At 62.5% G+C, this 14,798-nt stretch carries 12 protein-coding genes; 5 read left to right on the top strand and 7 right to left on the bottom strand.

Features of this window, described 5'->3' with window-relative positions; genetic code table 11:
- Positions 1-76: 76 nt before the first annotated feature.
- The 4 genes from EB231_RS21435 to EB231_RS21450 are packed head-to-tail and all read right to left on the bottom strand — an operon-like array spanning position 77 to position 3,345.
- Complete coding sequence (locus tag EB231_RS21435) at positions 77-640, bottom strand: GNAT family N-acetyltransferase (protein ID WP_172352979.1); 564 nt, start codon at positions 638-640, stop codon at positions 77-79.
- Positions 641-645: 5 nt separating this feature from the next.
- On the bottom strand, positions 646-1,527 hold the full coding sequence (gene sseA / locus EB231_RS21440; protein WP_172350615.1) for a 3-mercaptopyruvate sulfurtransferase: 882 nt from the start codon (positions 1,525-1,527) through the stop codon (positions 646-648).
- A 40-nt stretch (positions 1,528-1,567) separates the two neighbouring features.
- Complete coding sequence (locus EB231_RS21445) at positions 1,568-2,311, bottom strand: alanyl-tRNA editing protein (RefSeq protein ID WP_172350616.1); 744 nt, start codon at positions 2,309-2,311, stop codon at positions 1,568-1,570.
- A complete protein-coding gene (locus EB231_RS21450) occupies positions 2,311-3,345 on the bottom strand; it encodes a cysteine synthase A (protein ID WP_172350617.1) in 1,035 nt (344 codons plus the stop codon). Before EB231_RS21450 ends, EB231_RS21445 begins: the two co-directional genes overlap by 1 nt.
- A 228-nt stretch (positions 3,346-3,573) precedes the next feature.
- On the opposite strand from EB231_RS21450, the gene EB231_RS21455 reads away from it, so the two are divergent.
- Complete coding sequence (locus tag EB231_RS21455; RefSeq protein ID WP_172350618.1) at positions 3,574-4,395, top strand: SDR family oxidoreductase; 822 nt, start codon at positions 3,574-3,576, stop codon at positions 4,393-4,395.
- A gap of 93 nt (positions 4,396-4,488) precedes the next feature.
- The gene (locus tag EB231_RS21460) at positions 4,489-5,463 is read left to right on the top strand and encodes an alpha/beta hydrolase (protein ID WP_172350619.1); all 975 of its coding nucleotides are present in this window, start codon (positions 4,489-4,491) and stop codon (positions 5,461-5,463) included.
- Between the two features lie 106 nt (positions 5,464-5,569).
- On the opposite strand, the gene EB231_RS21465 is transcribed toward EB231_RS21460, so the two are convergent.
- A complete protein-coding gene (locus EB231_RS21465; protein ID WP_172350620.1) occupies positions 5,570-6,991 on the bottom strand; it encodes a DEAD/DEAH box helicase in 1,422 nt (473 codons plus the stop codon).
- Between the two features lie 411 nt (positions 6,992-7,402).
- On the opposite strand from EB231_RS21465, the gene EB231_RS21470 reads away from it, so the two are divergent.
- Positions 7,403-8,935: an acyl-CoA carboxylase subunit beta gene (locus EB231_RS21470; protein WP_172350621.1), complete on the top strand. Its 1,533-nt coding sequence runs from the start codon at positions 7,403-7,405 to the stop codon at positions 8,933-8,935.
- Positions 8,936-8,960: 25 nt separating this feature from the next.
- Here the strand turns inward: EB231_RS21470 and EB231_RS21475 are convergent, their stop codons facing one another.
- Positions 8,961-10,961, bottom strand: coding sequence for a hypothetical protein (locus EB231_RS21475; protein WP_172350622.1), 2,001 nt, complete (start codon positions 10,959-10,961; stop codon positions 8,961-8,963).
- Positions 10,958-12,496, bottom strand: a complete 1,539-nt coding sequence (locus EB231_RS21480; RefSeq protein WP_172350623.1) for an NAD(P)H-hydrate dehydratase — start codon at positions 12,494-12,496, stop codon at positions 10,958-10,960. Before EB231_RS21480 ends, EB231_RS21475 begins: the two co-directional genes overlap by 4 nt.
- A gap of 358 nt (positions 12,497-12,854) precedes the next feature.
- Here EB231_RS21480 and EB231_RS21485 point away from each other — a divergent pair, with 358 nt between their 5' ends.
- Together EB231_RS21485 and glnA are read left to right on the top strand one after the other, a co-directional pair.
- Positions 12,855-13,193, top strand: a complete 339-nt coding sequence (locus EB231_RS21485) for a P-II family nitrogen regulator (RefSeq protein WP_006205430.1) — start codon at positions 12,855-12,857, stop codon at positions 13,191-13,193.
- A gap of 64 nt (positions 13,194-13,257) precedes the next feature.
- Positions 13,258-14,667: a type I glutamate--ammonia ligase gene (gene glnA, locus EB231_RS21490; RefSeq protein ID WP_056568012.1), complete on the top strand. Its 1,410-nt coding sequence runs from the start codon at positions 13,258-13,260 to the stop codon at positions 14,665-14,667.
- The last annotated feature ends 131 nt before the right edge of the window (positions 14,668-14,798 follow it).

Here is a 14,798-nt window from a genome sequence, read left to right on the forward strand (position 1 = left end):
CGCATTGATGATGCGGGCAACATGCCAAAGGCAGGCTGAAGCGCCGATGAACGAAAGGTTCAGATTCCCGCTGGGGTTACGGCCGCATGACGCTGGCCGAACGCTCGGCGAAAGGCAGCGGGTGCACGACCTCCTTCTTCTGCGCGACCGGACTGAAACCGAGCTTCTGGTAAAGTGGGAGTGCCGCCGGATGGTCAAGCGTACAGGTTTGCACCGTCACCCGTTTCGGTCCATATGACCACGCGGCCGCAATCGCCGAACCCAGGAACCAGCGGCCGAGGCCCTGCCCGGTGGCATGTTCCATCATGCCGAAATAGGCAAGTTCGACTTCCTCCGGCAGATGCGGCTTGATGTCGAAGAAACCTGCCGGCGCGCCATCGAGATAAAGCACCCTGATGTCGCGATCCTCGCGGTGGATGCCGGCTGAAAGTTCATCGTCATTCAGTCTGAGAACATTCACCCAGTGCCATTTGCGTCCCACCCGGTCCATCAGGTAGCGATAGAAATGCAGGGGAATGTCCCTGGTCTTCAAAAGCGCGACCTGGCGGTTGTAAGGCACTGGCGGCGAGACGGCAGGAGGGGCATGCATTTCGAGAAAAGTCACCGTGACTTCAATGTCCTGCAGCACGCCGTTTTCCATCGCGTTCATTCCTTGCCGGTCTTTTCGGGGCCGGTCTTCGCGGGGCCTGTTGCGACAGGCGTGTCGGAGAGCCCGCCCCACTCGGTCCATGAGCCGTCATAGAGCCTGTTGTCGGTGTGGCCAAGCGTCTCCAGGGCGAGCGTAAGCACCGCCGCGGTGACACCGGAGCCGCAAGACGTGACGATGGGCTTCGACAGGTCAATGCCGGCATCCTCGATCACCTTGCGCAAACGCTCCTTCGACAGCAGCGAACCATTCTCCGACAGTGCGGAATACGGCACATTGCGCGCGCCCGGCATATGGCCTGAACGGATGCCGGCACGGGGTTCGGGCTCCGCACCAGTGAAGCGGCCGGGTCCACGGGCATCGGCAACCTGGCTGGCGCCGGTCTCCACGATCCGGCGCATGTCGGCGAGGCTGGCGACGCGACCTGCGTCGAAATCGGCGTGGAATACACTCGGCGCGATCCTTGTCGGCTCGGCCGTGACCGGCCGCCCGGCCGCTTTCCAACCGTCGAAGCCGCCGTCGAGAATGTAGACCTGGAAAACACCCATGATGCGGAACATCCACCATGCCCGGGGTGCCGAGAAGAACCCCGGACCGTCATAGATGACGATGGTGTCGTCGGCCGTGACGCCCATCGCTCCGACATATTGCGCGAAATGCCGAGGCGACGGCAGCGTATGCGGCAAGGCAGCGTCAGGATCCGAAACCGCATCCTGGTCCAGGAAGCGGGCGCCGGGGATGTGGGCGGCTTGATACTCGGCACGCGCGTCGCGCTTCTGCGCCGGCAAGTACCAGGATGCGTCCACGATTGTCAGGCCGGGCTCGCCCAGGCGTCCCTGCAGCCAGTCCGCGTCGACGATAAAAGGACTGTCTTCGGCCATTGTGGTTCTCTCTATCCCGGGTAAGGCAAAGGGTTGCGTGTCAGGCGGCCGGCATTGGGCCGAAGCGGATACGGAAACGCCTGTTCTCACGGCCTTTCTTTTCGATCTTGCCGATGTGGATTTCGCCGATTTCGCCGGTGCTGTTCACATGCGTACCACCGCAGGGCTGGCTGTCGACCGTGCCATTCTCGCCGATGCAGACCAGGCGGATCTTGCCGGTGCCGACCGGCGGCCGGACGTTCTTTGACTTCACCAGGCCGGGGTTCGCGGCGAGTTCCTCGTCGCTGATCAGCCTGGTGAAAATCGGATGATCGGCCCGCACCAGGCCCATCAGGCTCGCGGTCACCTCTTCCTTGCTGAAACTGGCGTCCGGAATGTCGAAATCGACACGGCTGTCGTCCTCGGAAACCGCGGCACCCGTGATCGGGAACGGGCAAACGACTGTAAGCAGGTGACAGGCCGCATGCATGCGCATCAACAGGTGCCGGCGTTCCCAGTCGATGGCGAGTTTGACCTTCTCGCCAGCCGCCAGGGCCGCCTGCTCGGGCGCCGGCACATGGATGATCTCGTCCTTGGTCTCACCCGTGATGGTGGCAGCGATGGCGATGTGGCTGCCGTCGGCGCGCTCGAGATAACCGGTGTCTCCAGGTTGTCCACCCGAGGTGGCGTAGAAGATCGTCCGGTCGAGAATGATGCCGCCACGATCATTGATGGCAACAACCGTCGCATCCGCCGTGCGCAGGTAGGCATCGTCGCGAAACAGCGCTTCGGTTTTGTACGCCATCACGAGACCTTTTCGAATGGCACCGAAATCTTGCTCCGCAGTTCCATCCAGCCCGGCACGGGAAGATTCTTCTCGCGCAGGAATTCCGGGTTGAACAGCTTCGACTGATAGCGCGTGCCGTAGTCGCAAAGAATGGTCACGATGGTATGACCGGGGCCCAATTCCCTGGCCAGCCGGATCGCGCCGGCGATGTTGATGCCGGTCGAGCCGCCGACGCAAAGACCCTCTTCCTGAATGAGATCGAAAACGATCGGCAGTGCGTCCTCATCCTTGATCTGGAAGGAGAAGTCCGGCGTGAACCCTTCGAGATTGGCGGTGATGCGCCCCTGCCCGATGCCCTCGGTGATCGAGCTGCCCTCCGACTTCAATTCGCCGCTGGTGTAGAAACTGTAGAGCGCGGCGCCCAGTGGATCAGCGAGCGCGATCTTCACATCCTTGCTCTTGGCCTTCAGTCCGAAAGCAACGCCGGCAAGTGTGCCGCCGGACCCCACCGCCGAGACGAAACCATCGACCTTGCCGCCGGTCTGGCTCCAGATTTCCTCCGCCGTGGTGCGGATATGGCCGTCGCGGTTGGCGACATTATCGAACTGGTTGGCCCATATGGCGCCGTTCGGCTCGCTCCTGGCCATCTGCTCGGCCAGACGTCCCGACAGTTTCACGTAGTTGTTGGGGTTCTTGTAGGGCACGGCCGGCACCTCGATCAGCTCGGCGCCGAGCAACCGGATCGTATCCTTCTTTTCCTGGCTCTGCGTATCCGGGATGACGATGACGGTGCGATAACCCAGCGCCTTGGCGACCAGTGTCAGGCCGATGCCCGTGTTGCCGGCCGTGCCCTCGACGATGACACCACCCGGCTTCAACAGGCCGCGCTGTTCGGCGTCACGGATGATGAACAGGCCGGCGCGATCCTTGACCGATTGCCCCGGATTCATGAACTCGGCCTTACCCAGGATCTCGCAGCCGGTTTCTTCGGAAGCCTTGTTGAGGCGGATCAGAGGCGTGTTGCCGATCGCGTCGATCACAGAACGGGGCATTCAGGATTCCTTGTGTGCGTGCGCCGAAACCCTAGAAACCCGACGCCGCGGTTTCAAGGCAAGAATTCGCCTGGTCCAGTCGCATTTCCAGCATTGCGTTGCATTGGCGTTCCCGAGGCCGAGCTTGGTATCGCACAGTTCATTTTGCACTTGTGGTCGAAAAGCGCTCTTTTCATTCGATTTCCTGACCGCTAGAGCAAGGCACCAACAAACTCGGCAGGGCGCAGCATGACACTCTATCGGGCCGATCCGAAACACGGCGTCGCCTGGGTCACAGGCGGCAGCAGCGGCATTGGCCGCTCGCTGGCCAGGGATCTGGCGTCCCAAGGCTACGCGGTGGCGGTAACCGCGCTGGACGACGATCCTATCGACACGCTCATTGTCGAGACCGCGCAGATGCCGGGCAGTGTCACCGCTTTTCCCTGCGACGTGACCGACGAACCGCGCATGGCAAGAACGGTCGCGGCGATCGAGAAGGAGCTCGGTCCGATCGTGCTCGCGGTCTTCAATGCCGGAAACTACATCTCGACGCCCGGAGAGGCTCTCGTCGTCAAGGACTTTCGCAAGTCCTTCGAGGTCAATTATTTCGGCATCATCAACGGGCTGGTGCCGGTCGTGGAGCATATGCGCGTGCGATCACGCGGCCATGTCGTGCTGGTCGGATCGGTCACCGCCTATTTCGGCTGGCCGACCACCGCCGCCTATGGCGGCACCAAGGCGGCGATCAACATTCTGGCAGAGTCGCTGAAGTACGATTTCGACAAGATGAACATCCGCGTCCAGGTGATAAACCCCGGTTTTGTCGACACGCCGCTGACTGAAAAGAACATGCTGCCAATGCCGGGCCTGATGCCGGTCAGCCGAGCAACGCGCCGCATGGTGAAGGCGATCAAATCCGGTGGTTTTGAAGTCACCTTTCCGTACCGGACGAGCTGGCCGCTGAAATTTCTCGCCCTCTTGCCCCGACCCGTTTGCCGATGGGTGATCAGCCTGATGACCAGTTGGAAGGCACGGCCGCTTAATTACGACCGCAAACCGCCAAGCGAATAGGATGCCCACAGGATTGGTGGTTTGGCTGCCTGGGCGGCCGTTGCCTGTTCATGGCCACCGCCATAGGCTTGTTGTTGTTGCGTGGAGTCTGCAATGGGGCGACGGATCGTGCTTGCTGTGCTGGGCCTGATCGCCGTCCTTGCACTGGCCATCGTCCTCGGTCCACGCGTTCCCGTCGACACCACGATACGCTTCGATCCTTCCGCCATCGGCGACGATCCGCAGGCCTATGTGGCGAAGGTGGAAGCCGCCGTGCCCGGTATCCGCGACGGGCTGGAGAAGGAGATCGTCTGGGCCAACCCGATGGTGCATGCCAAGACGCCGCTGTCGATCGTCTATATCCACGGTTTTTCCGCTTCCAAAGGCGAAGTCCGCCCCCTGCCCGACGAGGTGGCCGACCAGCTCGACGCCAACCTCTTCTACACACGCCTTACCGGTCACGGGCAAGACGGCGCGGCGATGACGCAGGGCAGCGTCAATGCCTGGATCAACGACTATGAGGAGGCGCTCGCCATCGGTCGGGCGATAGGCGACAAGGTGATCGTCATCTCGACCTCGACCGGCGGCTCGCTGGCGGCGTGGGCGGCAACACAGCCCGGCGCATCGGATGGCGTGGCGGCCATTGCATTCATCTCGCCCAATTTCGGCGTGAAGGCGTCAGGTGCCGAGATCCTGACCATGCCGTGGGGCAAGCAGATCGCCGAACTCGTCATGGGCAAGGAACGCAGTTTCGTGCCGCGCAACGCGCTGCACGAAAAATTCTGGACCACCAAATATCCGGTTGCCGCGACGCTGCCGATGCAGGCACTGACTGAACTCGCCTATGGAGCGCCCGTGGAGAAAGCTGATATCCCTGCCCTGTTCATCTTCTCAGACTCTGACAGGGTGGTGCGGCCTGACCGCACCCGCGAAATCGCCGGCCGCTGGGGCGCGCCGCACGAACTGGTACCGGTCGACGACACCGGCGACCCGGACAACCATGTCATCGCCGGCGACGCGCTGTCACCATCGACCACGGCTTTCCTGGCGCAACGGATTACCGTCTGGGTCGAGGCGGTGGCGAAGTAAGGTTCAGAAAATAAAGAGGGCGACCGAAGCATCGCTTCAACCGCCCTCATATTTATCAGTCAGGCAATCACCCAACCATCAAGGTTTGGCCGACTACCGCGAAGCGTCAGGCAGCCCGCGCTGCCGGCCGCTTGCCGCCGAAGCGGCGCTTGTTGTTGCCCTTGAAGGGTTTCGCGCCTTCCGGCTTGCGCTCGCCGGCAAACGCCGGCTTGTCGCCGAAGCGCTTCTTGCCGAAGCCGTTGCCCTTGTTCTCGCCGCCTGGACGCCGGCCGTCGCGACGGCCATTGCGGTCGTTGCGATCATTGGCGGGCTCGAAGCGCTCGTTCTTTTCCGCCGGATTGCGCTGCGGATCGGGGCTGCCGAGATGGTCGGCAACGATCGGCAGCTTGGTGCGGATGATGCGCTCGACCTGGCGCAACTTGCTGTTTTCCGAAGGATCGCAAAGCGTGATCGCGATGCCGTCCATGCCGTTGCGGCCGGTACGGCCGATGCGGTGGACGTAGCTTTCGGCCTCGTCGGGCAGGTCGAAATTCACGACATGGCTGATGCCGGGCACGTCGATGCCGCGCGCGGCGATGTCGGTCGCGACCAGAATGCGCACCGATCCGTCACGAAAATCGTTCAGCGCCTTCTGACGGGCATTCTGCGACTTGTTGCCATGGATGACGGCGGCCTTGAAGCCATCGCGCTCGAGGTCCTTGGTCACCCGGTCGGCGCCATGCTTGGTGCGCGAAAAGATGATGACGGACTTCATCGCCTCGTCGGCGAGCATGGTCGACAGAACCTGGCGCTTCTGCTTGGTGCGGGCGAAGACGACGCCCTGCACGATCTCGGCTGCCGCCGTGCTTTGCGGCGAGACTTCGATGCGAACCGGGTTCTTCAACAGGCCCTTGGCCAGTTCGGCGATCTCGTCCGGCATGGTGGCCGAGAACAGCGCCGTCTGGCGGTCAGGCGCGGTCGCCTTGGCGATGCGCTTGACGTCGTTGATGAAGCCCATGTCGAGCATGCGGTCGCCCTCGTCCAGCACCAGCCATTTGGTGTCGGAGAGGATGAGGTCACCCTCGCGCACCAGGTCGGTCAGCCGGCCGGGCGTGGCAATCAGGATGTCGACGCCGGGAGCGACCTTCTTCACCTGGCTGAAGCGGGAAACGCCGCCCAGCACCAGTGCCGTGGAGACATGAGCGCCCTTGGCGAGGATCTTGATGGTGTCCTCGATCTGTACCGCGAGTTCGCGGGTCGGCGCCAGGATGAGCGCGCGAGTCGTCTTGGCGCGCCGCTTGGTGCCGAGCGCGATGATCTTCGACAGGATCGGCAGCGCAAAGGCCGCGGTCTTGCCGGAGCCCGTCTGCGCGATGCCGAAAATGTCACGGCCTTCCATCTGCGGCGGGATGGCCTGCATCTGGATCGGCTTCGGTTCGGTGAAGCCGGCATTGTGGGTGGCCTTGAGCAGCGCACCGGTAATTCCCAGCGCCGCGAAACCGGAGAGTTCCGCGGTGTCGTTGCCGGGCAATGTGTTTTCGTTGGTCAAAATAATCTTCTTTCAAGCGGCCTCTTGGCCGCAAACATCAATGGCGGCAGGGCGCAACCTGCCGTCGAAAAATTTGATATGAAACGACAAGGCGGGCGGACGTGTGCGTCCACTCGGCTGCGCTGTCGTGCCCGCAGGCATCATGCCACGGGGCTTTTTCGCCACTTTATGATGTACCGGAAAGAGGGCCGATATACCGGAAAGAGGGAAAACAGACGCAACCAGTCTCATTTGTCGAGAAGGCCGGAATCTCCCGGCCCAAGCGCCTATAGGCTGCATATGGCTGAGTTCGCCCCGGAATGCAAGGGGCACCATGTTGCAGCGCAGCAAAAACCAGCCAAAGCCGACGCTTGCGCTCCCCGGCGGGCATCATTACCACAAAGGTAGCTTTCCGTTTCTGGGGACCAGGTGATGAAGGATGTGCTGAAGGAACTCGAGCGTCGGCGCGAGATCGCCCGCATGGGCGGTGGCCAGGCCCGGATCGACGCCCAGCACAGGAAGGGCAAGCTGACCGCGCGCGAACGCATCGAGGTGTTTCTCGACGAGGGTTCGTTCGAGGAGTTCGACATGTATGTCGAGCATCGCTCGACCGATTTCGGCATGGAGAAGACCAAGATCGCCGGCGACGGCGTCGTCACCGGCTGGGGCACGGTCAACGGCCGCCCGGTCTATCTCTTCGCCAAGGATTTCACCGTGTTCGGCGGCTCGCTGTCGGAAGCCCATGCCGAGAAGGTCATCAAGGTGCAGGAGATGGCGCTGCGCAACCGCGCGCCGATCATCGGGCTCTACGATGCCGGCGGCGCCCGCATCCAGGAAGGCGTGGCGGCGCTCGGCGGCTATGCCGAGATTTTTCAGCGCAATGTGCTGGCCTCCGGGGTCATTCCCCAGATTTCCGTGATCATGGGCCCATGCGCCGGCGGCGACGTTTATTCGCCCGCCATGACCGACTTCATCTTCATGGTGCGCGACACCTCCTACATGTTCGTCACCGGCCCGGATGTGGTCAAGACCGTCACCAACGAGACGGTGACGGCGGAAAGCCTCGGCGGCGCCTCGGTCCACACGACGAAATCCTCAATCGCCGACGGCGCCTATGACAATGACGTCGAGGCACTGCTGCAGATGCGCCGGCTGGTCGATCTTTTGCCTGCTTCGAACACATCAGAGATTCCCGAGATCGAATGCTACCAGTCGGTGACCGACCATGACCTGTCGCTTGACCGGCTGATCCCCGACAACGCCAACAAGCCCTACGATATCAAGGAACTGATCCTGAAGGTCGCCGACGAGGGCGACTTCTTCGAGATCCAGCAGAATTTCGCCAAGAACATCGTCACCGGTTTCGGCCGGGTCGAAGGCCGCACGGTCGGATTCGTCGCCAACCAGCCGATGGTGCTGGCCGGCGTGCTCGATTCCGACGCCAGCCGCAAGGCAGCGCGATTCGTGCGCTTCTGCGACTGTTTTTCCATCCCGATCGTCACTTTCGTCGATGTCCCCGGATTCCTGCCCGGCACCGCGCAGGAATATGGCGGGCTGATCAAGCATGGTGCCAAGCTGCTCTTTGCCTATGCCGAAGCGACCGTGCCGAAGATCACCGTCATCACCCGAAAGGCCTATGGCGGCGCCTACGACGTGATGGCCTCAAAACATCTGCGCGGCGACATGAACTATGCCTGGCCGACGGCGCAGATCGCTGTCATGGGCGCCAGGGGCGCGGTGGAAATCATCTACCGCAAGGACATTGGCGACGCCGAAAAGATCGCAGCCCATACAAAGACTTATGAGGATCGCTTCCTGTCGCCCTTCGTCGCCGCCGAGCGCGGTTATGTCGACGAGGTGATCATGCCGCACTCGACCCGCCGCCGTATCGCGCGCGCGCTCAGGATGCTGCGCAACAAGGACATGCAGAACCCCTGGAAGAAGCACGACAACATCCCGCTGTGAAGCGGCAGAGGTAGCTGTCGAACACTCACTCCTCCGCCGCCGCGCCGAACCCCGCGTCCATCGTGGCGCTGGTGGCGCTTGCCCATGGCGTTGCGTGGTTGTCGATGCGCATCTGGAAGATGAAATAGGTCGGCGAGCAGAAGCCGATGCCTTTCACTTTGGCCGCCCCCGGCGTGTCCGGCGGTAGCGACTGGCACATATAATCCTCGCGGCAGAAATGATCGGCCGAACACGCCGGCCGGTTGCCGCGATTGACCGCACCGCCGAGGCACTGGTCGAAATTGTTGGTCGCCACGCAAGTGTCGAATTTTTTTCCGCCGACCAGCCCGCAGATTTCATTCGGCATCGGATTGCCCCTTTTGAAGGCGGCGAAGCCGCGGTCCCTGTCGTCACAGGCGCGATAGGCGATTCCGGCCGGCACGCCGATCTTCGGCGGACGGCAGGTATAGGCGGTGCGCGAGATCCCCGGTGCGAAGGCGGCGAATTGGCCTGATATCGTGTAGCGGTCGTTGAAAGGCTGCGACTGGTTGCTGGCGATCGACCCGGTCAGGCAGGGATGGCCGGAGAACATTCTTGGGCTGTCCTTGGGCAGCAGACACTGCGCCAGAGTGGCACGCACGCCAGACGCGGTCACCAGCGGCGTGCAGACCGTGCCACCGCCGCATTGCCAGGTCGCGCCGAAACGCTTGGCATCGTCCGGCATCAGGCACGGCATCGCCATTTCGGCCGGCGCGTAGTCGACGTCGCCGGTATCAGCCCAGGTGGCCGGCGGCGCGAAGGACAGCGGCCGATAACGGTTCGGTTCCTTGCCTTCCTGCGTTGCGTGCAGCCAGGCCTGGCGCCGGGGAATCTCGGCATGGAGATGCGGCGAGATGCCGACCTCGATGCGGTTGAGCGGCGACGTCGTCTTGTCGTCGAGGCCGATCAAGTGAAAGCCGGCCGTGGAACCCGCCTGGTGACAGCCTTGGCAGGCGCCGTTGTCCAGCCGCTCGACCAGCGCCTCCGGCGTGCGCACCAGCTTCATCGAGGAATAATCGAGCGATACGAATTCCTGGGGCTGGAATATTTGCGTAAACGGATGGTTGGCCTGCCGCGCGCTGCCGAAGGTCGACCACGAGATGACCTTTTTCGCCAGGAATTCGTCCGGGATTTGGTAGACGCCGAGATCGACCGCCGCGATATTGGCGCTGACATAATCGGCAAGCTCTTTCTTCAGCGCCGCATCTTGCGAGAGCCGCGCGGTATCAGGTGTATTTTCCAGCGGCCTCTCGCTGACGGTGGCGCCATCGATGCCGAATATCCGCATGAGATAGGCGGCCTGCCCGCCGAATTCGGTCTCCTGGCCGGAGGGAAAGCGCACGACCTGCGCATTCAGTTCGAGCTGCTTGAAAGTGAGCCCGGCCCGCTCCAGCGGCCCGCCGCTCAGCCAGCCAGCGTCGATGCTCTCATCCAGTTGCGGCGTCCAGCGTCCGGCAACGCCAACACAGCCGCCATCGGCATCCGGTGCCGCACTGTAGACCGCGTTGAAATTGAACGGCAGCCGCGAGGCCAGGACCTTGCCGTCCTTCTTGAAGCTGTAGGCGAGGCGATAGATGAAACGCACCTCGCCACAGCTCCTTTCGCCTTCCAAGGCAGCGAAATCGCGCCGGTCAAGCCGGTTGACGACGCCGACCAGACGGAAGCGTGCCGCCTCCGTCTTCAGCCAGCGCATGTCCATGACGCGACCGACATTGCCATCGGTTACCTCGTAAAGCGTGCGCCCGCCGGCCTTCATCTCGGCCCGAAGTGTGGCAATGTCTGATGCCACCGCATCAACGATCGCGTGATAGGCGGGTGCTTCGTCATAGAGCGCCTTCAGGTCGTCCGCGCCATCGACGGCGAAAATGCCGGCGAAGCCAAAGCCCTTGGCATCGAGGGTGGTGAGAACCGCCGGATCATCGACGATGGTCACCGGCTGCTGGGCGCGCACGCCATGCGAGGTGAGCAGCGCGATGAAGGCGGCAACGGTGAGCGCGAAACGCTTCATCCGTTAGGCACCTTGCGCCATGCCTCGACCAGTTCGCGCAAAACCGGCACCAGCGCCAGCGGCAGATCCTCGGCAATCAGCCCCGGTCCAAACCGGCTGCCGGCCTCGGCATGGATCCAGACGGCCGCGCAGGCTGCTTCGAACGCCGGCATGGCTTGCGCCATCAGGCCGGCTGATATGCCCGACAGCACGTCGCCCGACCCGGCGGTGGCAAGCCAGGCCGCGCCGTTGGAATTGATTGCCGCCCGGCCATCGGGCGCGGCGATCACCGTGTCGGCGCCCTTGTAGACGATGATGGCATTGGCACGTGCGGCCGCCGCACGCGCCTTGTCCAGCTTGGACAGGGCGTCATCACCGGCTATGTCGGGAAACAGCCTGGCAAACTCCCCTTCGTGTGGTGTCATCACCAGGGCCGGCGCATTCGGCCTGCGCGCCGATTCGAACAAGACGTCCTGCGCCTCACGAAACGAGGTGATCGCGTCGGCATCGAACACAAGGCCGTCGACCTGTGCGGAAGCATTCCGTGGCTGGCCAGCGGCCAGGAGCGCGAGCCCGAAAGTCCGCGTTTTTTCGCCGACGCCAAAGCCGGGCCCAAGCACGAACGCCGAAGGCCGGCGTTCGCCGGCAAATTCCTCGATGTCCGGGACGTCATCGGTCTTGCGCAGCATGATCGAGGTCAGATGGGCGGCATTGACCTGCATGGCGTTGCCCGGCGACAGCACGGTCACCGCCCCTGCCCCGCTTCGGGCCGCGGCCAGCGCCGACAGCCGCGCCGCGCCGGTGGCGCTCGGACCGCCGGAAAAGACGCCGACATGGCCGCGTTTGTATTTGTGCGCGTCGACCGCCGGCACCGGAAAATCGCGCAGCCAACGCGCCGGCCTGTTCTCGAACGCCCGGGACCGGAGCCGTGCAATGATATCGTCGCCGATGCCGATATCGGCAAGCACGATCTCACCGCATCGCTCGCGGCCCGGCAGCAGCAGATGGCCGGGTTTCTTGCGCGCAAAGGTCACGGTGATGGCCGCGATAAATGCGACGCCCAAAACCTTGCCGCTGTCGCCGGAAACGCCCGAAGGCAGATCGACCGCGATAACCGGCAAACGTCGGTCGGTGGCGATATCGACTGCCCTGGCGGCATCACCCGATAGCGGCTTGGACAGCCCTGCCCCATAAAGCGCATCGACCACGATCGAGCCGGGCTCGGCTTCAAAGCCGGACAGCGGCCGAGGCGCGATCGGGCATTCCGCGGCGGCGAGCGCCGCGTCGCTTTTCGGCCTCGGCGCCCCGGACGCCCAGATCGTCGTGGCGACGCCGCTGTCGGCCAGGATGCGGGCGACGACATAGCCGTCGCCGCCATTGTTGCCAGGCCCGCAAAGCACATGGACATGGGTTGCCTCGGGATAGCGGGTGAAAACCTCGGCCGCGACCGCTTCACCGGCGCGCCGCATCAAGCCGATGCCGGCGACTGGACCGGCGGCAATCACCAGCCGGTCCGCCTCGCTCATTTCGACGGAAGTAAGAAGTTCATCGCTCATGGATTGCCGATCCGCATTCGATCAAGCATTGTCCAGTTTTCGATCCGAAGCAAACCAAGAGGAGTTGGCGCGACCGCGGCCATGATGTCCGGATGGGAGGCATTGCAGACGGCAAATGCCTTCTATTTAGGCGATATGCTCAATTATTGTGCCACAACACCCCTTGGCACTCTGGAGACTCAAGAAGCCGGTGCCGCATCCGATGCAGTGAATGACGCGAATTTGCATCCCGGGGCGGTACGGCTTTGAAATCGTATGAGACCGCTTCTGCTCCGCTGAATTGGCACAGTTCGTGCTTGATGGAGGCGCAAGCGGGGGGTCACAACCCGTTTTTTTGGCAGTGGAGGCCACTTTTTACATGAAAAAGATCGAAGCGATCATCAAGCCATTCAAGCTGGACGAAGTGAAGGAAGCGCTTCAGGAGGCCGGGCTGCAAGGCATCACCGTCACCGAGGCAAAGGGCTTCGGACGCCAGAAAGGCCACACCGAACTCTACCGTGGCGCCGAATATGTCGTCGATTTCCTGCCCAAGGTGAAGATCGAGGTCGTGCTCGGCGACGATGCGGTCGAAGGCGCCATCGAGGCCATCCGCAAGGCGGCGCAGACAGGCCGTATCGGCGACGGCAAGATCTTCGTCTCCAACATCGAGGAAGTCGTGCGCATCCGCACCGGCGAAACCGGAATGGACGCGGTCTGACCGGACCCGGCCACCCTTCGAAACGTCATCCATCAAAAAACGTCATCACACAGGGATACATGACATGACGACAGCCAAAGACATCATGAAGCAGATCAAGGACAACGACGTGAAATTCGTCGACCTGCGCTTCACCGACCCGAAGGGCAAGCTGCAGCACGTGACGATGGATGTCGTCGAGGTCGAGGAAGACATGTTCGCCGATGGTGTCATGTTCGACGGCTCGTCGATTGCCGGCTGGAAGGCCATCAACGAGTCCGACATGGTGTTGATGCCCGATCCGGACACGGTCCACATGGACCCGTTCTTCGCGCAGTCGACCATGGTCATCCTATGCGACATCCTCGATCCGGTCTCGGGCGAATCCTACAACCGCGATCCGCGCGGCACGGCCAAGAAGGCCGAGGCCTACATGAAGTCGGAAGGCATCGGCGACACCATCTATGTCGGTCCGGAAGCCGAATTCTTCGTGTTCGATGACGTCAAGTACAAGGCCGATCCCTACAACACCGGCTTCAGGCTCGATTCCACCGAGTTGCCGTCCAACGACGACACCGATTACGAAACCGGCAACCTTGGCCACCGCCCGCGCGTCAAGGGCGGCTATTTTCCGGTGCCGCCGATCGATTCCGCGCAGGACATGCGCTCCGAGATGCTGACCGTGCTCGCCGAAATGGGCGTCCGCGTCGAAAAGCATCACCATGAGGTCGCCGCCGCGCAGCACGAACTCGGCATCAAGTTCGACACGCTGGTCCGCAATGCCGACAAGATGCTGATCTACAAGTACGTCGTGCACCAGGTCGCCAATGCCTACGGCAAGACGGCCACCTTCATGCCGAAGCCGATCTTCGGCGACAACGGCTCGGGCATGCACGTTCACCAGTCGATCTGGAAGGGCGGCAAGCCGACCTTCGCCGGCAATGAGTATGCAGGCCTCTCCGAAGCCTGCCTGTTCTACATCGGCGGCATCATCAAGCATGCCAAGGCGATCAATGCCTTCACCAACCCGCTGACCAATTCCTACAAGCGCCTGGTGCCCGGCTACGAGGCGCCGGTTCTGCTCGCCTATTCGGCGCGCAACCGCTCGGCCTCCTGCCGCATCCCGTTCGGTTCGTCGCCGAAGTCGAAGCGCGTCGAGGTCCGTTTCCCTGATCCGGGCGCGAACCCCTACCTCGCCTTCGCGGCCATGCTGATGGCCGGCCTCGACGGCATCAAGAACAAGATCCACCCTGGCCAGCCGATGGACAAGGATCTCTACGACCTGCCGCCGAAGGAGTTGAAGAAGATCCCGACGGTCTGCGGTTCGCTGCGTGAGGCGCTCCAGAGCCTCGACAAGGACCGCGGCTTCCTGAAGGCCGGCGGCGTCTTCGACGATGACCAGATCGACAGCTACATCGAACTGAAAATGGCCGAGGTGATGCGCTTCGAAATGACCCCGCATCCGGTCGAATACGACATGTACTACTCGGTCTAAGAACCCGTTCGGATAGCTTGCAAAGCCCTTGAAGGATTTCTCCCTTCAAGGGCTTTTTGCTGCGCCCAACGCTCACTGATGGATGCGTATGGTCAATCACATCAGTGAATTGCTTTTGGGTGTTGGGATCG

It is taken from the genome of Mesorhizobium sp. NZP2298 (assembly GCF_013170825.1).
Lineage (GTDB): Bacteria > Pseudomonadota > Alphaproteobacteria > Rhizobiales > Rhizobiaceae > Mesorhizobium.